The sequence below is a fragment of the Streptococcus sp. HMSC062D07 genome, from assembly GCF_001814215.1.
GTDB classification, from domain to species: Bacteria; Bacillota; Bacilli; order Lactobacillales; family Streptococcaceae; genus Streptococcus; species Streptococcus infantis_I.
This window is the reverse complement of sequence record NZ_KV815334.1, coordinates 59,417-78,205: the sequence shown is the minus strand read 5'-3', so window position 1 is coordinate 78,205 and position 18,789 is coordinate 59,417. Positions and strand designations below refer to the sequence as shown.

At 40.0% G+C, this 18,789-nt stretch carries 20 protein-coding genes; 8 read left to right on the top strand and 12 right to left on the bottom strand.

Going from position 1 to position 18,789, the window contains the following annotated elements; all coding sequences use genetic code 11:
* Both HMPREF2957_RS07095 and HMPREF2957_RS07090 read right to left on the bottom strand, forming a co-directional pair.
* Window positions 1-804, bottom strand: coding sequence for a phosphatidate cytidylyltransferase (locus HMPREF2957_RS07095; RefSeq protein WP_070678454.1), 804 nt, complete (start codon window positions 802-804; stop codon window positions 1-3).
* 7 nt (window positions 805-811) lie between these two features.
* Entirely contained in the window at window positions 812-1,564 is a 753-nt protein-coding gene (locus HMPREF2957_RS07090) for an isoprenyl transferase (RefSeq protein ID WP_016466323.1), read from the bottom strand.
* A 214-nt stretch (window positions 1,565-1,778) separates the two neighbouring features.
* Here HMPREF2957_RS07090 and HMPREF2957_RS07085 point away from each other — a divergent pair, with 214 nt between their 5' ends.
* The 8 genes from HMPREF2957_RS07085 to HMPREF2957_RS07050 all read left to right on the top strand — a co-directional run bounded on the left by HMPREF2957_RS07085 (window position 1,779) and on the right by HMPREF2957_RS07050 (window position 11,900).
* The gene (locus HMPREF2957_RS07085) at window positions 1,779-2,174 is read left to right on the top strand and encodes a helix-hairpin-helix domain-containing protein (protein WP_004250587.1); all 396 of its coding nucleotides are present in this window, start codon (window positions 1,779-1,781) and stop codon (window positions 2,172-2,174) included.
* Between the two features lie 362 nt (window positions 2,175-2,536).
* The gene (locus HMPREF2957_RS07080; RefSeq protein WP_036758099.1) at window positions 2,537-3,097 is read left to right on the top strand and encodes a GNAT family N-acetyltransferase; all 561 of its coding nucleotides are present in this window, start codon (window positions 2,537-2,539) and stop codon (window positions 3,095-3,097) included.
* Window positions 3,097-3,675, top strand: a complete 579-nt coding sequence (locus tag HMPREF2957_RS07075; RefSeq protein ID WP_036758101.1) for an AAA family ATPase — start codon at window positions 3,097-3,099, stop codon at window positions 3,673-3,675. Before HMPREF2957_RS07080 ends, HMPREF2957_RS07075 begins: the two co-directional genes overlap by 1 nt.
* The gene (locus tag HMPREF2957_RS07070; RefSeq protein ID WP_070678452.1) at window positions 3,668-6,316 is read left to right on the top strand and encodes a valine--tRNA ligase; all 2,649 of its coding nucleotides are present in this window, start codon (window positions 3,668-3,670) and stop codon (window positions 6,314-6,316) included. The genes HMPREF2957_RS07075 and HMPREF2957_RS07070 overlap by 8 nt, the downstream gene beginning before the upstream one ends.
* Window positions 6,317-6,360: 44 nt before the next feature.
* Window positions 6,361-8,100, top strand: a complete 1,740-nt coding sequence (locus HMPREF2957_RS07065; protein ID WP_061421707.1) for an ATP-dependent nuclease — start codon at window positions 6,361-6,363, stop codon at window positions 8,098-8,100.
* 2 nt (window positions 8,101-8,102) lie between these two features.
* Entirely contained in the window at window positions 8,103-8,948 is an 846-nt protein-coding gene (locus tag HMPREF2957_RS07060; RefSeq protein ID WP_070678449.1) for a DNA adenine methylase, read from the top strand.
* An 86-nt stretch (window positions 8,949-9,034) separates the two neighbouring features.
* On the top strand, window positions 9,035-10,255 hold the full coding sequence (locus HMPREF2957_RS07055; RefSeq protein ID WP_070678446.1) for a DNA cytosine methyltransferase: 1,221 nt from the start codon (window positions 9,035-9,037) through the stop codon (window positions 10,253-10,255).
* A gap of 70 nt (window positions 10,256-10,325) precedes the next feature.
* A complete protein-coding gene (locus HMPREF2957_RS07050) occupies window positions 10,326-11,900 on the top strand; it encodes a hypothetical protein (protein ID WP_070678443.1) in 1,575 nt (524 codons plus the stop codon).
* Window positions 11,901-11,962: 62 nt separating this feature from the next.
* On the opposite strand, the gene HMPREF2957_RS07045 is transcribed toward HMPREF2957_RS07050, so the two are convergent.
* The 10 genes from HMPREF2957_RS07045 to rpmB form a co-directional block, all read right to left on the bottom strand.
* Window positions 11,963-12,562: a response regulator transcription factor gene (locus HMPREF2957_RS07045; protein WP_000866708.1), complete on the bottom strand. Its 600-nt coding sequence runs from the start codon at window positions 12,560-12,562 to the stop codon at window positions 11,963-11,965.
* Window positions 12,563-13,660, bottom strand: coding sequence for a sensor histidine kinase (locus tag HMPREF2957_RS07040; RefSeq protein ID WP_070678440.1), 1,098 nt, complete (start codon window positions 13,658-13,660; stop codon window positions 12,563-12,565).
* Entirely contained in the window at window positions 13,660-14,397 is a 738-nt protein-coding gene (locus HMPREF2957_RS07035; protein WP_070678438.1) for an ABC transporter permease, read from the bottom strand. The genes HMPREF2957_RS07040 and HMPREF2957_RS07035 overlap by 1 nt, the downstream gene beginning before the upstream one ends.
* Window position 14,398: 1 nt before the next feature.
* A complete protein-coding gene (locus HMPREF2957_RS07030; RefSeq protein WP_070678435.1) occupies window positions 14,399-15,283 on the bottom strand; it encodes an ABC transporter ATP-binding protein in 885 nt (294 codons plus the stop codon).
* A complete protein-coding gene (locus tag HMPREF2957_RS07025; RefSeq protein ID WP_006154913.1) occupies window positions 15,270-15,464 on the bottom strand; it encodes a hypothetical protein in 195 nt (64 codons plus the stop codon). The genes HMPREF2957_RS07030 and HMPREF2957_RS07025 overlap by 14 nt, the downstream gene beginning before the upstream one ends.
* Window positions 15,461-15,652, bottom strand: a complete 192-nt coding sequence (locus HMPREF2957_RS07020; protein WP_000681201.1) for a hypothetical protein — start codon at window positions 15,650-15,652, stop codon at window positions 15,461-15,463. Before HMPREF2957_RS07020 ends, HMPREF2957_RS07025 begins: the two co-directional genes overlap by 4 nt.
* A 165-nt stretch (window positions 15,653-15,817) precedes the next feature.
* On the bottom strand, window positions 15,818-16,363 hold the full coding sequence (locus HMPREF2957_RS07015; RefSeq protein WP_070678432.1) for an SP0191 family lipoprotein: 546 nt from the start codon (window positions 16,361-16,363) through the stop codon (window positions 15,818-15,820).
* Window positions 16,364-16,373: 10 nt separating this feature from the next.
* Window positions 16,374-18,038: a DAK2 domain-containing protein gene (locus tag HMPREF2957_RS07010; RefSeq protein WP_070678429.1), complete on the bottom strand. Its 1,665-nt coding sequence runs from the start codon at window positions 18,036-18,038 to the stop codon at window positions 16,374-16,376.
* Window positions 18,039-18,040: 2 nt separating this feature from the next.
* Window positions 18,041-18,406, bottom strand: coding sequence for an Asp23/Gls24 family envelope stress response protein (locus tag HMPREF2957_RS07005; protein ID WP_000216443.1), 366 nt, complete (start codon window positions 18,404-18,406; stop codon window positions 18,041-18,043).
* Window positions 18,407-18,558: 152 nt separating this feature from the next.
* On the bottom strand, window positions 18,559-18,747 hold the full coding sequence (gene rpmB / locus HMPREF2957_RS07000) for a 50S ribosomal protein L28 (RefSeq protein ID WP_001140948.1): 189 nt from the start codon (window positions 18,745-18,747) through the stop codon (window positions 18,559-18,561).
* Window positions 18,748-18,789: the final 42 nt, after the last annotated feature.

Sequence of the window (18,789 nt, the reverse complement as noted above, 5' to 3'; positions counted from 1 at the left end):
TTAAAATAAGCCGAAGAGGTGCATAATAGGGAAAACGGCTAACATAGAGTCAAAACGATCCAACACCCCACCATGTCCAGGGATAAATTTCCCCGAATCCTTGACTCCAAAATGGCGTTTCATAGCACTCTCAATCAAGTCACCCAACTGACCTGCAATACTAAAGAAAATAGCAAAGAGCGTCATTTTGTAAATGCCGTAAGGAAGAGCAACTGTACTATCCACTAACATAAAGATAATCGTGACAAGCATGGCAGCGATAATTCCACCAAAAGCTCCCTCGATTGATTTGTTCGGAGAGACTCTCGGAGCCAATCTTCTCTTTCCGAAATTCATTCCTACGAGATAAGCCCCACTATCTGTCGCCCATACGATACAGAGGGCCAAGAGTGCTTTATCCAAGCCAGCGATTCGAGCATCGACTAAAGCGTTGAATCCAAAACCAACATAGAAGCTCATAGCAATTGGGAAGGCGGCATCCTCAATCGTGTAATTCTTGCTAAAAACAGTGCAACCCAACATGATAAAAATCACAACACCGTATGCGACAACATTCCCATCTACAGGTAAAAAGGTCAGATAGTTTTCTAGGGGGATTGTCAGTGCAAAAGTTGCTAACAAGGTCAGCAAGCCCTCAGGTGTCATGGTGTTTAACCCTTTCATCTGAAGCAATTCGTGCACCCCTAGCATAGCTAGAAGTCCCATAGCAATCTGTAACCAAAGCCCACCAATCACCAAGAGTGGGATAAAGATTGCTAATGCCAGAGCGGCAAATATAGTCCTCTTTATTAAGTCCTTTTTCATAATTTTCCTATACTCCTCCAAATCGACGATTGCGGCGGTTAAACTCTGCAATAGCCTCCTTCAAGGCTTCCTCATCAAAGTCAGGCCACAAAACATCTGTGAAATAAAGTTCACTATAAGCTGCTTGCCAAGGCAAGAAATTGCTCAAACGAAGCTCGCCACTAGTTCGGATAATTAAGTCCGGGTCGCGCAACGTTTTCGGCAAATGTCCAGTGAAGAGGTACTCCCCAATCAACTCTTCTGTAATATCGCCTGGATTCACCTTAGCATCCAAAACATCCTGCGCAATCAACTTGACCGCTTGTGTAATCTCAGCTCGTCCACCGTAATTAAGGGCAAAGTTAAGAATCAAACCAGTATTCAACTTGGTCAACTCTTCTGCCTTTTTCAAAGCTTCAAAAGTCTGTTTAGGTAAACGATCAGTTTCCCCAATCATTTGAATCTTCATGTTCTTTTGGTGCAATTCGGGGACATACTTATCATAAAATTCAACAGGCAAGTTCATGATAAACTTGACTTCCTGGTCTGGACGTGTCCAATTTTCAGTAGAGAAGGCATAGACAGTCATAGCCTTGACACCCATATCACTAGCAGCAATGGCTACCGTTCTCAGAGCATCCATCCCAGCCTTATGCCCAAAGACACGTGGCTGCATCCGTTTTTTAGCCCAACGACCATTGCCATCCATGATAACTCCGATATGTGCTGGGACCACTGCTGGTGTTTCTGTAACTTTATCTTTTTTTAAAAATCCAAACATGATTGTATTCCTATTCAAAAATCTATCGTTTCATTATACCATATTTTTCGCTTTTCTTCTATCATATTCTCTTATTCTAGGGCGGAATTCCCTATAGGACTCCTATCTTTCTAAACTAACAAGCCTTGCATTTCCCAAAGAAAGTTGATACAATAAAAACATAAAGATTAGTCCTTGTTCAATCACAGGGGTTTTTTATTGAAAGGATCTTATCATGTCAAAAAAGCTACAACGTAAAAAACAATTAAGAAACAGCCTTCGTCGCTCAGGTGCACTTTCAAATGCTGTAAACAAGGTTGTCGAAGAAACAAAAAAAGTTGTGAAGCATGCTGAAAAAGCAGCAAGTGAGGCAGGAAAAGCTGTCTCTAAGCAAGTAGAAAAAGCTGTAGAAGCAACTAAAGAGCAAGCCCACAAGCTTACAACTTCTGTTGAAGATTTCGCAGCTGACCTAGGCGGACTTCCACTTGACCGTGCTAAAACTTTCTACGATGAAGGGATCAAGTCTGCTGCTGACTTCAAAAACTGGACAGAAAAAGAACTCCTTGCCTTGAAAGGAATCGGTCCAGCTACTATCAAGAAATTAAAAGAAAACGGCATCAAGTTCAAGTAATCTTTCTTGTCCCTTGCATTTCCGTGAAAAACTTGTTAAAATAAAGCCATTAGAGGTGTTTTGAGTCCCACATTTTACAGGAAGTGGCGGTGCTGAGAAGTCCACAAATGTGTCAAAACTGGTTGCTAGTGAGTTGAAATTAAAAATTGAAATATAAATCTTTTTGTTTCCTTTTAGGACTAGGCAGCGAGTTGCAGGCTGTACTCAAGTACGCCAAGACGAGCTAACGACGTCATAAAAGAGAAACAAGAAGATTAAAGATGCGGGCTCTGCCCGAAATTGGGTGGTACCGCGGATAAACACATTCGTCCCTGTCAGATTGATGACAGGGGCGATTTTTTTGTAGAAAGCGAGGTAGAAGGATGACAAGAGCTGAACTGCCAGAACGAATAGAGACTGACCGACTTGTCTTACGAGTCCGTACCGTGGCTGATGCCGAGGATATCCATGCCTACGCTAGTCTGCCAGAAGTCTCTTATCCAGCGGGCTTTCCGCCCGTTAAGACCTTGGAAGATGAGATTTATTATCTAGAGCATATCCTTCCTGAACGCAATCAAAAGGAAAATCTTCCAGTTGGTTATGGAATTGTTGTTAAAGGGACTGATAGGGTTATCGGTTCTGTTGACTTCAATCACCGCCACGAAGACGATGTGCTGGAGATTGGCTATACCTTGCACCCAGACTATTGGGGTCGAGGTTATGTGCCAGAAGCAGCACGTTCCTTGATTGATTTAGCTTTTAAAGAACTAAACCTACACAAGATTGAATTGTCTTGCTTTAGCTACAATGTCCAAAGTCAACGAGTCGCTGAGAAACTTGGTTTTACCCTTGAAGCTCGCATAAGGGATCGCAAAGATGCCCAAGGCAACCGCTGTGATGATTTGAGGTATGGCTTGCTGAAGAGTGAGTGGGAGGCGGATTGATGCATGTTTTCATCATTGGAGCTCCAGCCTCAGGTAAAATGACCATTGGTCAGGAACTTTCGAAACTCACCGGTGCGACTCTCTTTTTCAACCATCAACCAATTGATTTCGCACTCGAAATTTATCAGGATTTTACGGAAGAAATGTGGGAATTTGTTCGTAGCGTTAACTTTTCTTTTCTTGGAACAAGCGCCAGGAATCATCGGTCGGTGATTTTAACAGATGTAATTGACTTTTCAAATCAATATCGTCTGATGTATTTGAAGAATATTCAAGATTTATTAAATGAGTATCATCAAGAGATTCTCTTTGTTGAATTAGAAACGTCTCTTGAGGAGCGCTTACGTCGCAATCGGACGGAGAATCGGTTGAAATACAAACCCTTGAAACGGAATTTTGAGATATCTGAAAGAGAAATTTTAGAGACTGATAAAACAAATCAACTTAATTCTCAAAAGCAACCGAGTGGTCTTCACTACTACCTTAAAATTGATAATACGAATCTGTCTGCAGAAGAAGTCGCAAAGCAGATTCAAGAAAAAATGAAAACAATAGAGAAAGGACACACACATGTCTAAAGAACTTTCACCTAAATACAATCCAGCCGAGGTTGAGGCTGGTCGTTACCAAAAATGGCTTGACGCGGATGTTTTCAAGCCTTCAGGCGATCAAAAGGCTAAGCCTTATTCGATCGTGATTCCACCACCAAACGTTACAGGGAAACTCCACCTTGGTCACGCTTGGGATACAACTTTGCAAGATATCATCATCCGTCAAAAACGCATGCAAGGCTTTGATACTCTTTGGCTTCCAGGGATGGACCACGCGGGTATTGCGACTCAGGCTAAGGTTGAGGAGCGCTTGCGTGGTGAGGGCATTACACGTTATGACCTCGGTCGTGAAAAATTCCTCGAAAAGGTTTGGGAATGGAAAGACGAATATGCCACTACTATCAAGGAACAATGGGGCAAGATGGGGCTTTCTGTAGACTACTCTCGTGAGCGTTTCACGCTTGACGAAGGTTTGTCAAAAGCCGTTCGTAAGGTCTTTGTCGAACTTTACAAGAAAGGTTGGATCTACCGTGGTGAGTTTATCATCAACTGGGACCCAGCAGCTCGCACTGCCCTTTCTGATATCGAGGTGATCCACAAGGATGTGGAAGGTGCCTTCTACCACATGAACTACATGCTGGAAGATGGTTCACGCGCTCTTGAAGTGGCGACAACTCGTCCTGAGACCATGTTTGGGGACGTTGCTGTTGCGGTCAATCCAGAAGACCCACGCTACAAGGACTTGATCGGTAAAAACGTCATCCTTCCAATCGCTAATAAATTAATCCCAATCGTTGGAGATGAGCACGCAGATCCTGAGTTTGGTACTGGTGTCGTGAAAATCACGCCTGCCCATGATCCAAACGACTTCTTGGTTGGTCAACGCCATAACTTGCCACAAGTCAATGTCATGAACGACGACGGAACTATGAACGACTTGGCTTTCGAATTTGCAGGCATGGACCGTTTTGAAGCTCGTAAGGCAGTCGTTGCTAAATTGGAAGAAATCGGTGCCCTTGTTAAAATCGAAAAACGTGTCCACAGTGTTGGTCACTCAGAGCGTACAGGTGTTGTGGTTGAGCCACGCTTGTCTACTCAATGGTTCGTCAAGATGGACCAATTGGCTAAGAATGCCATTGCCAACCAAGACACAGACGACAAGGTAGAATTCTACCCACCTCGTTTCAACGATACCTTCCTCCAATGGATGGAAAATGTCCACGACTGGGTTATCTCTCGTCAGCTCTGGTGGGGGCACCAAATCCCTGCTTGGTACAATGCTGAGGGTGAAATATATGTCGGCGAAGAAGCGCCAGAAGGTGACGGTTGGACTCAAGACGAAGACGTCTTGGATACGTGGTTCAGTTCTGCTCTTTGGCCATTCTCAACCATGGGCTGGCCTGATGTCGACTCAGAAGACTTCAAACGTTATTATCCAACATCAACTTTGGTGACTGGTTATGATATTATTCCGTTTTGGGTGTCTCGGATGATTTTCCAAGGTTTGGAATTTACTGGCAAGTCACCATTCAAAAATGCCTTGATTCATGGTCTCATTCGTGATGAGCAAGGACGCAAGATGTCGAAATCTCTCGGTAATGGGATTGATCCAATGGATGTTATTGATAAGTACGGAACAGATAGCCTTCGTTGGTTCCTTTCAAACGGTTCTGCACCAGGGCAAGACGTGCGCTTCTCTTACGAGAAAATGGATGCGTCATGGAACTTCATTAACAAAATCTGGAACATCTCTCGCTACATCCTCATGAACAATGAAGGCTTGACCCTCGAGCAAGCAACTGCCAATGTCGAAAAAGTTGTCAACAAGGAAGCTGGAAATGTCACTGACCGCTGGATTCTCCACAACCTCAATGAAACGATCGGCAAAGTTACTGAAAACTTTGACAAGTTTGAGTTTGGTGTAGCTGGACACATCCTCTACAACTTCATCTGGGACGAGTTTGCGGACTGGTATGTTGAGTTGACCAAGGAAGTCCTTTATAGCGATAACGAAGATGAAAAAGTCATCACACGTTCTGTTCTCCTTTACACCTTGGACAAGATCCTTCGTCTCCTTCACCCAATCATGCCATTCGTGACAGAGGAAATCTTTGGACAAATCTCAGAAGGCTCTATCGTCACAGCAGAATATCCAACTGTTAACCCAGCCTTTGAAGACCTTGCAGCTCACACAGGTGTAGAAAGCCTCAAAGACTTAATCCGTGCTGTTCGTAATGCGCGTGCGGAAGTAAACGTAGCTCCAAGCAAGCCTATTACCATCCTTGTTAAGACAAGCGATAGCGACTTGGAAGCCTTCTTTAACAGTAATGTCAACTACATCAAACGATTCACAAATCCAGAACACCTAGAAATCGCGTCAACCATCCCTGCACCTGAACTCGCTATGTCAAGCGTCATCACAGGAGCAGAAATCTACTTGCCTCTCGCAGACCTCCTCAATGTCGAAGAAGAACTAGCTCGCCTCGACAAGGAATTAGCTAAATGGCAAAAAGAATTGGACATGGTCGGTAAGAAGCTCTCTAACGAACGCTTCGTAGCCAATGCCAAACCAGAAGTCGTCCAAAAAGAACGCGACAAACAAGCCGACTACCAAGCGAAATACGATGCGACAGTCGCACGTATTGATGAGATGAAGAAGTTGGTTTAGGGCATCGTAATTGACATTAGTTAGGGTATATAGGAAAATAAGATATGATAAAAATTTCTCAAATAAAAATTAGTAATTTTAGATCATTTACTAATAAAGAAAATATTATTAAGGAACTTGATGTTTTAAATATTTTTGCGGGTCGCAATAATGTTGGAAAAACAAACGTTTTAAGAGCTATTAATTTGTTTTTTAACCCAAAATCCTACAATCCAAGTATTGATAGAAATGCTATTAAGGAAATTACTAAAGGGGCAAGTAAAGATCCTGTTATTACAGTAGACTTTATTGATGATGAATTAGAAATTGGTATAGAAAGTAAGTATCAGATTTATTGTAATCTAAATAAAGAAGAGGCTGAAATCTACAAGACTAATTCAAAACATGCAAAACTAAACTCGAGTAGCAAAATAAAAAAATATCTAAATACTAAATTTAAATGTGTGTATCTAAGTACAACAGACCAAGACTTGTCAAGTCAGGCATTTTCTTTGCTAAATGATATGGTACTAGAGTATTTTAAGAAAAAACATAAAAAAATTAAACAAACTGTAGAAGAGTTTGAAAGACAATATGATTTGTTATTGGGGACTTTTAAAGAACATATTAATGATATAGAGTCGGATTTAGATAACGAGTTTGAATTATTTAGAGAAAATCATATTGAAATAAAGCCAAAGTTAGTAATTGATGATAAAGCAAAGATTACGGAATTTTTATTGAAGAATATTTCTTTGAAGCTAGATGATGATTATGCTCAAATTATTGATGCTAAAGGAGCAGGGGTACAACGGACATCTGTTATTTTATTAACATTCTTTTTATTAAACGAGATTTTTCAAAAACATAATAAAATAATTTTATTAGATGAACCTGAAGCATTTTTATATCCACTTTTGACAACGGGTTTAAAAGATTCAATTTTAGAACTAGTGAATAATGAAAATAATAAGTCTCAGTTATTCATAACTACTCACTCAAGAGAATTTTTAAAGGAAGTGAATAATCCTATCTTTAGATTTTATAACATTAGTCAGAGTAAAAGAGAACAATCTTATCAACGAAGTAAGAATGAATTTGATATTGTGAAAAATTCTGTAGTTAGTAAGTTCACTAATGAGATAAAAAATCAAGTGTTAAAAAATTATGGTTTATTAGATGAAGTCGATGATCATAGCGAAATTATAATATGTGAAGGGAAGACGGATAAAAATTATATTGAATATATATTAGATTCGAAACCTTACAGACCGCAAATAAGATATGAGAAATATCAGAATGATGAAGCTGATTTAAGTTTTGATTTTATTGCAAAAGGAACAGAATCAGTCTTACCAATCTTGTTATATCTGGATAAAGTAAGTCAGGTTCATAGAAAAATTTTTATTTTACTAGATGGTGATGAAGCGGGCAAAAAGGCGAAAAAAAAGATAAATAAAGATAAAGGGAAATTTAAAAATTTTGAAATAGAAGTTTATATTCTTGACAACAATAAAGAAATTGAAGATATGGTATTTGATGAAAGTCTTCTGATTGAAACATTAAAAAAAACTTCCAGAGATTTTCTTGAAAGAGAGCAAGAATTTGTTAAGTTTTTATCTAGTAAACGTGAAAAGGGAAATCTGATAGATTTAACTAAAGAATTTATCTCCTATCACAATATACATTATCCAGAAGGGGAAATGAAAAGTGAACTGTCTCAAAATATAGATCGAAACAGAATGAATAAAGAGTGGCTTTTAGAAAAAGTTAATTCATTTTTCTATTCTGATGAGGTGTTTTAATAATGGAAAAAGTCCGTTTAAAACCAATTTTAAAATGGGCGGGAGGCAAAAGACAGTTACTAGATGTAATTAGAGAACATTTACCTACTGATATTACTGTCTATGTTGAGCCTTTTCTGGGTGGCGGTGCTGTTCTATTTGACTTACAGCCTCAGCGTGCAATTATCAATGATTACAATTCAGAATTAATGAATGTTTATAAAGTTGTAAAAGAAGATCCTCAAGCTCTCATTGATTCTCTTTATAATCACAAAATTAATAATTCGCAAGACTATTTTTACAATATTCGAGAATTAGATAGATTGGAATCTTTTAGTAACTTAACGGCTGTCGAAAGAGCTTCTCGAATTATTTACCTAAACAAGACATGCTATAATGGTCTATTTAGAGTGAATCAACTGGGTCAATTTAATACCCCATATGGCAGACATAAGAATCCGCAAATAATAAATGAGGAAATGATTAGTGATATTTCTTATTACTTTAATACAGCTAATTTGAAAATGATGACAGGAGATTACAAGTTAGCATTAAAGTATTTAAGGAAAGGGAGTTTTGTGTATTTTGACCCTCCTTATTTACCGCTCAATTCCTCGTCATTCACTGGATACACAGAATTAGGATTTCCGATCGAAAAACAAAGAGAGTTAAGAGATATTTGTATTAAACTTCATAAAAGAGGAATTAGATTTTTAGTATCTAACTCATTTACTGATGAAATTTTGGATTTATATAGTGATGATAGTATATTTAAAATAAAAAAAATTAATGTCCCTAGAAAAATTAATAGAAATGGATCTTGTCGAGTTCCAGCGAGCGAATTAATTATTTATAATTACGACATATAATTGTCAGTTTATCATTTAAATATTTCGTTTCACGAGATATGTCTATAATATGACAAAAGATAAATTTTTAGAAAGCAGGTTACTACATGACAAATTCTGTAAGTTCGAACCGACCTGAGAAGTACAACATTGCAGCTTTCTTCTCAGGTGTTGGGGGAATTGAGTTGGGATTTGAACAGACCAACGAGTTCAGAGTGGTGTATGCCAATGAATTTGATAAGTATGCACGTCAGACTTATCAGTTAAACCATCCAGATACATATTTGGATGGTCGTGATATTCACGATGTTCAGCCAGAGGACATTCCAGCTGAGCGCGTGGATGTGATTATGGGAGGTTTCCCTTGCCAGGCCTTTAGTATTGCGGGTTATCGTAAGGGCTTTGATGATGATCGTGGTGACCTTTTCTTCGAATTGCTTCGCATGATTGAGGGGCGTAAACCTCGTGCCATCTTCATCGAAAACGTCAAGAATATGGTCGGTCATGACCATGGCAACACCTTCAAGGTTATTCGTGAAGCCTTGACTGAGAACAACTACTTTATTAAGTGGAAGGTTCTCAACGGGAAAGACTACGGAAATATCCCACAAAACCGTGAGCGGATTTACATTGTCGGTTTTGACACCAAGGAAGCTTATGATTTGTTTGAATTTCCAGAGGAAATCAAGCTCACGACTTCTCTTCAAGATGTCATTAACTTCGGCGATCAGCTTGATGAGGTCTACTATTACCGTGAAGGCAAGCAAAATTTCTATGACCAGTTGAAGTTTGAAGTCACCAGTCAAGATACAGTTTACCAGTGGCGCCGTCAGTATGTCCGTGAAAATAAAAACGGAGTTGTTCCTACTTTGACAGCAAATATGGGAACAGGTGGACACAATGTTCCATTGATCCTGACAGACAGCGGTGAGATTCGTAAGCTGACACCGAAAGAAACCTTTAATGTACAAGGCTACCCTAAATCCTTTAAAATCCCAGAAGGGGTTTCTAACGGTCAGCTATACAAGCAAGCAGGAAATAGCGTAGTTGTTCCTGTGATTAAACGCATCGCGGAAAATGTTGCTAAGGCCTTAAATGAAAGCCAAGGGCAATCTCAACTTGACCGTTCAGGAAAATTCGCCATTATCTACACTAAGATGAACGGTCAATTTGAAGGACAATCCTATGTCAAGGAATTTGTGGATAGCTATGACCAAGCTCTTGAAAAAATCAAGGCTTATGACGATGGTTTAGCCGTTTTGTCAGATGAAGAGTATTTGAGACTTGTTAAAAAACAAGGCAAACTCGAATTTTACAGTATTAATTAACGAATATATAAGAGGATTAGTGAAAAACTAATCTTCTTTTGATATACTGAAAATAGAAAAGAGGGTGCTTATGTGGGAACATCTAAAATCTGAACAAAAAGAAAAATACAAAACCTTAATTACTAACTTCGCTAGTTTGAGCCAAGCTTTCTCTCAAAAGGCAGAATCCGAAGACGAGGGACAAACAGAGAATTATGTGGCTCCGATTGTTAACTCCAAATTTCAGGAGACTGTTTTCCAGAAGGCTTTTAATGCCGTAGGGGAAGATATCGCCAATACTTCCTATGATGCTTCTGTCGTTGTGGATGAAAATCATAAATACCTAGTGGGTATCAAGTCTTTTGGAATTAATTCTGGAGACCAAAAAATCGCTCAGTTTAAAAAAGATTCTCAATCTTGGACGGATTTGTTGGGTGATATCAAGTTTCATGCAGATATTGCTGCCGATAAAGAGTCAGCAGACAAGGAAAACTATCAGCGCTATGAAGAGTTGGCACGAAAGATTGCGACTCTTAGAAATCAGAGAATCGAGTCCTCTAAGGCACAAATCAAGGGTTTCAACTCGGATTCGATCAACGTTGAAGCTGTTTATCACGTTCTGATGCCAACACCGAAGGGAGAAAATCCTAAAATTTTTGTTGGGGAGACGACTTATTTACCAGTCGATATTGATAATCTGGTCATTGAGGGCTCTACCACCAAAAACAATCCAACTAACTTTCGTTTTACAGATGGACAACACCACTACAAGTATACCGCGGCTGACAGCCAGCTTCACATGACTTTTAATAATAAAGACATTGTGGTAGACACTTGGGATGTTCATTACATCGAAGATCCTTTTTCTCTCTTTGAAAATCTTCATTTACTAACAGCTGAAAAGGAACAATCCGATATCTTAGAAACAGTGTCTTGGGTTATCACAGACAAACATGGAAATGTGGAAGAAAACTCTGGTTTCAATGCCTTTAATGGTGGTTCAAAATTAGCCAAAAAAGATCGTCTGCCACGGATTTTAAAGATTCAGGATAAATTTAAGGACAGTTTAGCTCCAGAAGAACTAGCTTTTGTGACCTTCTCTCTTGAAGAAATCCTCTTGAAGAAATGGACCAGCAGGGAAGAAAAAGCTAAGATGAAGGCTATTCGTGAGGACTTGATTAACTTTGCTCACAATACTGGCAATGAAAAACTCATTAAAGAAATCGAACAATTAGTGTATCGTCCAGTTAGTGAAGTTTACATTCCTCTACCCGACTCCAAGAATTTCCACGATGAAAGACCTGATTTCTTTGGTCCTGGATTTGGGACTTTTGAACCCGGCACTAAAAAACTAGCTCTACCAAAAGAGGAAAGAACTTTTAAATTACGTTTCTTATCTTCTGGTGATGTCATCAATGCCTATATCAACCAAGAAGCTGGCAAGGCGATTCAGTCAACTGATAAGCAAGAAATCCTTGGAAATTGGATCTTGCGTGGTGTTTTCCAGTTGAAAGAACGAGAAGTATTGACAGGCCAACGACTCAATGAACTAGAAATCAACGGTATTCGATTGACCAAATTTACAAATGGCGAAATCGGGATTGAATTCATCTGGATTGATACCGAAACCCCACCTAGCGATGCCATCGGCTGGGTAGCAAAATAGACTTGAATAATACAAAAAATCTCTTAGATTCATTTCTAAGAGATTTTTTTCTTTCTCTCCCCTCACAACCAGCCTTCTTCTTCGGCAGTTTTGGCTGCTTCGGTTCGGTTGCTGGCGCCTAGTTTGGAGAGGATGTTGGTCATGTAATTACGGACGGTGCCGTTTGAGAGGTAGAGCTTGTCAGCAATTTCTTGGTTGGAGAGGCCCTGAGCAACTCCATGTAGAACAGCGACTTCTTGCTCGGTCAAGGGATTGGGATGGGTCATCATGACCTCCATGAGCTCTGGAGAATATTCCTTGCGTCCCTCTAACACCGTATGTAGGGTTTGCATGAGCTCAGCGATGCTCCGTTCTTTCAAGACATAGGCATCGACTCCTGCTTTGACCGCTCGTTCAAAATAACCTGGCCGTTTAAAGGTCGTAACGATAACCACCTTGGTTTCAGGCACTTCTTGTTTGATCCACTCAAGTGCTTCTAGTCCCGTCTTTACTGGCATTTCGACGTCAAGGATGGCAATATCGACTGCTTCTTTCTCCAAAACCTCGATAGCCTCGGCTCCATTTTTCGCCTGCAGAACAGTCTCCACATCTGGTTGAAAACTTAAGAGCTGGCACATGGCGTCTCTCAGCATACTTTGATCTTCTGCGACTAATACTTTCATCTACTTTCTCTCCTTATAAGGCAGATGCACGCGCACCTCTGTTGGATGTTTCAAACTGACTAGCTCTACTTGACCTGAAAAGGCTGCTGCACGGTCACGGACTGTATGGAGTTCATTTCCTTTTACAGTTGCAAAACCTTTCCCGTCATCTCTAACTGTCAGGACCAATTCCTGATCTGTACGTTCCAGTTTTAGATAGGCTTTTTCAGCTCTGGCATGCTTGATAATATTGGTCGCCAGTTCTAGCAAAATCATGGCAGCTGTCGACTCTACATCCTGGGTCAAGCTAGCCTTGTCCAACTGATTATCAACCTCAACCTCAATCCCAGCAATCTCTAGCATCTTTTTGACAGTCTCAAGCTCTGAAGCTAGGGTCCGTGATTTCAGATTTTCCACAATGGTTCGCACTTCATTCATGGAATCCTTGCTGATCTGGTGAATTTCTTTTAATTCCTTTTCCACCTGTGGATAAGCCTCCATCTGAAACAACTGCAAGGCTAAATCTGTCTTGACACTGAGCATAGCAAAGGTATGTCCCAGACTATCATGCAAATCCTGACCGATACGACTACGTTCATTTTCAGCAAGCAATAGATTTATCTGGGCATTTTGCTTAGCCTGAGCTTCTTTCAAATCCTCGACAATGCGAATCCGAACCAAGCCCAATGTCATCAAATCGACAAAAGTAAGAATCCCAAGCTCAAAGGCTACAGCCTCAGTTTCGACTGACTGAAACATCATGAGTTGTCCAACAACAAGAACTTGAGCAAGGAGAAAAGTCCAGACATGCAGAGAACGAAGACTCCGCACCCTGAAATGATAAATTAAGAGATTAGAAAGGTAAAAGAAAAACCAGATATAATTAACAGCAACAAAGGCAGTATAACCAACTACATAAGTCAGCATGATCCCCCAGAAAAGCCAAGATAGGCGCTGGCTCTTGGTTGTTAAAATACCCAAATACGCCACTACAAATAGAATATCAATCAATAAATGCCAGACAGAAAGCCACCCAGTCACTACAGGTAGGATGGGGAAAATCATAAAAATTAAACTGACCCAAAACATATAGTGTATGCTTTTTAGTCTTTCAAGCATTAAGCATTCTCCTTATGACCTTGAAGGTAAATAGTCAAACCAAATAAAACTGCTGAAAAAACAAGTAGATAAATTGTGGCTGATAAATTGATGCCACCCTCGTTTAAGAAGGTCTTGATCAATTCCATCAACTGATAGCTTGGTAGACGCTTCCCGATTGCTTGCATCCAGTCTGGAAATAAAGAGACAGGCATCCAGAGTCCGCCTAACACAGCCAAGCCAAAGTAAAGAAGATTGCCTACGACAGACATCAACTGACTGGACGGCAAGAGAGTCAAGGTCAAGCCAAGTGCTACAAAGGCAACACTTCCTACTATCAGCAAGAGCGCAGCCCCAATCCAGTTTCCAAGAGACATATCCACACCTCTTACAAAATGCCCAACTGAGAAAACAACCAGAATTGAAACCAAATAATCAACTATCATACTTGTTATCTTTGATAGATAATATTCTACCATATTTACTGGAGTATGGCGTAATGTTTTCTGCCAGTTGTTGATTTTATCGGTATGTAAAACAACTGGGAATGAAAAGATAGCTGTCGACATCATGGAAAAGGCCGTCATGGAGATGAGGTAGTCGCGCATAAAATTAACTGGTCCATCTGGTGTATCCTGGTACATGCCTGAAAAGAATAGATAGAAGGCTGTCGGCATCCCTACGGATAATAGATAATAGACTAGTTGTCGTTTGGTCAATAGAAATTCTATCTTGTTTAGTGCGATCAATCGTTTCATCTTAGTCATCTCCCTTTTGTGTTTCTTCAAAAATTGTATCCAGCAAGCTACGGTTATTGACTTCAATTTCTTGAATCCTACATCCTGCTTGCACTAACAGTTGCCAAAAAGCATCCGCTTCACGTGTAACTACTTGCAAAGCATCTTGTTTTTGTGACCAGTTTTCAACCAAGTTAGACTGTTCGACAACTTCCTTGTAAGCCAGAGGTAGGATAAAGTGCTTTTCAATCTCCTCACTGCGCATGGCTAGAGGTGTTGTATCACGAATCAACTCTCCCTTATTTAAGACCAAAATTCGGTCCGCTGTATGCTCTACTTCCTCAATATAATGGGACGAATAGAGAATGGTAACTCCTTGGGATTTTAGATCTTGGACAATTTCCCAAAAACGTTGACGGGTTGAAGTATCCATGGCCGAAGTTGGCTCATCTAAAAAAACAAGCTTTGGTCGCCCAATCAAGGTCAAGACAAAAGAGAAGAGACGCTTTTGCCCACCTGACAATTTTTCTGCCAATTGTTCTTTTTGTTGCTTGTCAAACTGTAATAGTTGATCGATTTCCTGGTTGCTCAAGGGATTTGGATAAATGCTTTGAAAGAAAGCAATCAACTCTTTAACTTTTAATTTCTGAACAATGACATTTTCTTGAGGGAGGTAGCCTCTAATATAGTCTAACTGAGAACTCGTCACTGGCAAACCTTGGATGGATACTTGACCTCTGGTGACTAGCTTATCCCCAAGCAAACAGTCCAATAGCGTTGTCTTTCCAGCACCATTTGGCCCAATCAAGGCGACGCATTCACCTTCAGCTACCTCAAAGGAAATATCCTTCAAAATAGCCTTGCCCTTGATGCTTTTATTTAGGCTTTCTACCTTAATCATGTTCATGATATTCTCCTTTCAGCCACTCCTTCCCCATCGGAAAGGCGATAAAAATCATAAATCCTAGTCCCCAGGCACCACGAATGGCTTGGTGAAGGAAGGCTTGATCAAACCAACCTGTAAACATTTCGACCAACCATACCACTAGTGACAATCCAATAAAGAGATAGAGAATCGCTTTTTTCATTTTTCAAACTCCTTTTTCACATCTGAAACCAATTTCAAACCTTCCCGGATCAACCAAGACATCATGCCAAATCCTGCAAATAACTCCCAAGGAAAATGATAGAAGCCTTCGTCCAATCCTGAAAACATGAGATAAGTCATGACTCCTGCTGCTACTAAACTCATTGCGACAATTACTTTATGTTTCATTTTTTTCTTCCTCCATTTGATACATCTATTATAATTCTTTGATGGTTGTATCACTAGAAGCTTCTGTCATGAGGAGATATGACAAATGTCACAAAAAGTCTAATCGCTATGAAAATAGAATTCTCTGAAAATCAAAAAAGGTCGGGAAAATCCCAACCTTTCTTTTTATTCTTCTTTAAATCCCTGTAATTTTAATGCAGCGAATAGTGCATTAGGCTTTTTAAAGTCTTCTATACCATCCGCTAGTGATTTAAAGAAATATGTGTTTTTTACTTTATTCAAGTCTGCTTTTTCAAGATCGAGTTCCATAACGACTCTCATCTTTTTGTCCTCGGTGATAAAATATTCTACATTAACACCAGGCTCGTCCTTAATTTCAAGATATTCTGGACTATCTTCCATAGCTTCACGGAAGATTGCTTGGAATTCTTCTGGAGTAACTCCATCAGGAATCTCCACGTTCATTTTTCCGAGCATCTCCATCTTGAAGTTTTTAACAACATCCGTATAAACAAAGGTCATAGTGACATCAAATTCATCCATTTTCCCTTTAAGGACTTTTGTTTTTTCTTCTTTTGCTTGATTGGTTGTCGTTTGACTTGTAGCTGTATCACTCGCTTTACTCTTGTCATTTGCGCGATGAGGTAACAACTTGCTACAACCTGCAAGTAGAGATACCGATACAAGTACTAATCCCAAAATTTTCTTCAATTTGAATCTCCTATTCCACACTGAAAAGGTATGGGTAAACTGGTTGTTGTCCTTGGTGAATTTCTACTTCGACATCTTCGAATTCTTCCGCGATTTCTTGAGCAATTTCATTTGCCAATTCTTCACTTCCGTCTTCTCCGACATAGAAAGTTACGATTTCACTGTCTTCGTCCAACATATGTTTCAAGGTTTCAGTCAAGGTTTGGTGCATATCAGGGTTTGATACGAGAATCTTACCATCCACCATACCAAGATTGTCATTTTCATGGATTTCTAGACCATCGATAGTCGTGTCACGAACAGCTGTTGTTACACTACCGCTGACAACGTCCCCAAGAGCTGCAGTCATGCGTTCTTGGTTTTCTTCGATTGATTTGCTTGGATCAAAGGCAAGAAGACTAGTCAATCCTTGAGGAATTGTACGAGCTTCTACTACAACGGCTGGTTGTTCCAATACTTCAGCTGCAGATTGAGCTGCCATGAAGATGTTTTTGTTGTTTGGCAAGAAAATGATGTTACGAGCATTAACTTTCTCAACAGCCTTGACAAAGTCTTCTGTCGAAGGGTTCATGGTTTGTCCACCTTCGATGACATAGTCCACACCTTGTGCACGGAAGATGTCTGCCAAGCCTTGTCCAGCTACTACTGCGATAAGAGCATATTCTTTTTCTTCAGCTGGCTTGCTGACTTGAGCTTCTTTTTCTACTTGCGCTTCGTGTTGGTTACGCATGTTATCTACTTTAACCTTAACCAAGCTACCATACTTGAGACCTTCTTGCATAACAAGTCCTGGGTCTTCTGTATGGACGTGAACTTTAACGATTTCATCGTCATTGACAACAAGTAGAGAGTCCCCAAGATTGTTCAAGTAGTTACGGAACTCTTCGTAATCAAACTCTTTAGCATAAGTCGGACCTTGTTTAAGGGCAACCATGATCTCAGTACAGTAACCAAAGGTAATGTCTTCAGTTGCCACATGTCCAGCTACAGATTTGTGGTGTTCTGCATTGATCATCTCACCCATATTGGCTGGAGTCGCTACAAAGTCTTCAGACGCACTGTATTCACCAGTAAGAGCTGAAAGGAATCCTTCATAGATGAAGACCAAACCTTGACCACCTGAGTCCACAACGCCAACTTCCTTCAATACTGGAAGCATTTCTGGAGTCTTCGCAAGGGCTGCTTTAGCTCCTTCCAAGGCTGCACGCATAACTTCAACTGCGTCATCTGTCTGTTCTGCTTTTTTCTTAGCACCGATGGCAGCTCCACGTGATACAGTCAAGATTGTTCCTTCAACTGGCTTCATAACAGCCTTGTAGGCTACTTCAACACCTGATTGGAAGGCAAGAGCTAGGTCTTTCCCTGTTAACTCTTCTTTTGTCTTGATGGCTTGTGAGAACCCACGGAAGAGCTGTGAAGTGATAACTCCTGAGTTTCCACGCGCACCCATCAAAAGACCTTTAGCCAAGATACTTGCAGCCTCACCAACTGTTGAAGCTGGTTTGTCTGCGACTTCTTTAGCACCATTTTCGATCGTCATTCCCATGTTTGTTCCTGTATCTCCGTCTGGAACTGGGAAGACGTTCAATGAATTGACATATTCGGCTTGCTTGTTCAAACGAGTTGAAGCAGCCTGTACCATTTCTTGAAATAAGCTTGTAGTAATATTTGACACGATTATTCTCCTACAACTTTGATATTTTGAATGTAGACATTCACAGTTTGAGCAGTGATTCCAAGTTGGTTCTCTAGGCTAAAGCGAACACGTTCTTGGATGTTTTTTGAAACTTCACTGATTTTTGTACCGTAGCTCAATACAGTATATACATCAACTGCAATACTACCGTCTTCAGCTGCTTTAACGACTACACCTTTTGAATAATTTTCCTTACCAAGAAGGGCTTGGAAATTATCTTTGAGGGCATTTTTACTAGCCATACCGACTACACCAAAAATTTCAGTTGCTGCACCACCTACGACAGTAGCGATCACATCATCTGTCAGTTCGACTTGACCATCTTTTGTATTAATTTTTACAGTCATTTTTTTTACCTCAAATAGTTGATACTCTATTTTATCATATTTCAGCCCAACTGTAAAAGCAGAATGATGTATCGGCGGATATTTGCTTGATTTTTCAAATGATTTCAGCTTTCGAGCAAAAGAAAAAGACCCTGTAGGTCTTTTCATGTTTATTAAACGCGTTCTACTTTTCCTGATTTCAAAGCACGAGCTGAAGCCCAAACTTTTTTAGGTTTACCATCGATAAGAACAGTAACTTTTTGAAGGTTTGGTTTTACGGCACGTTTAGTTTGGTTCATCGCGTGTGAACGGTTGTTTCCTGATACAGTCTTACGACCTGTAAAGTAACATACTTTAGCCATTGTGTTTTCCTCCTATTAGATCTAATATAGCGGATGTGCTAG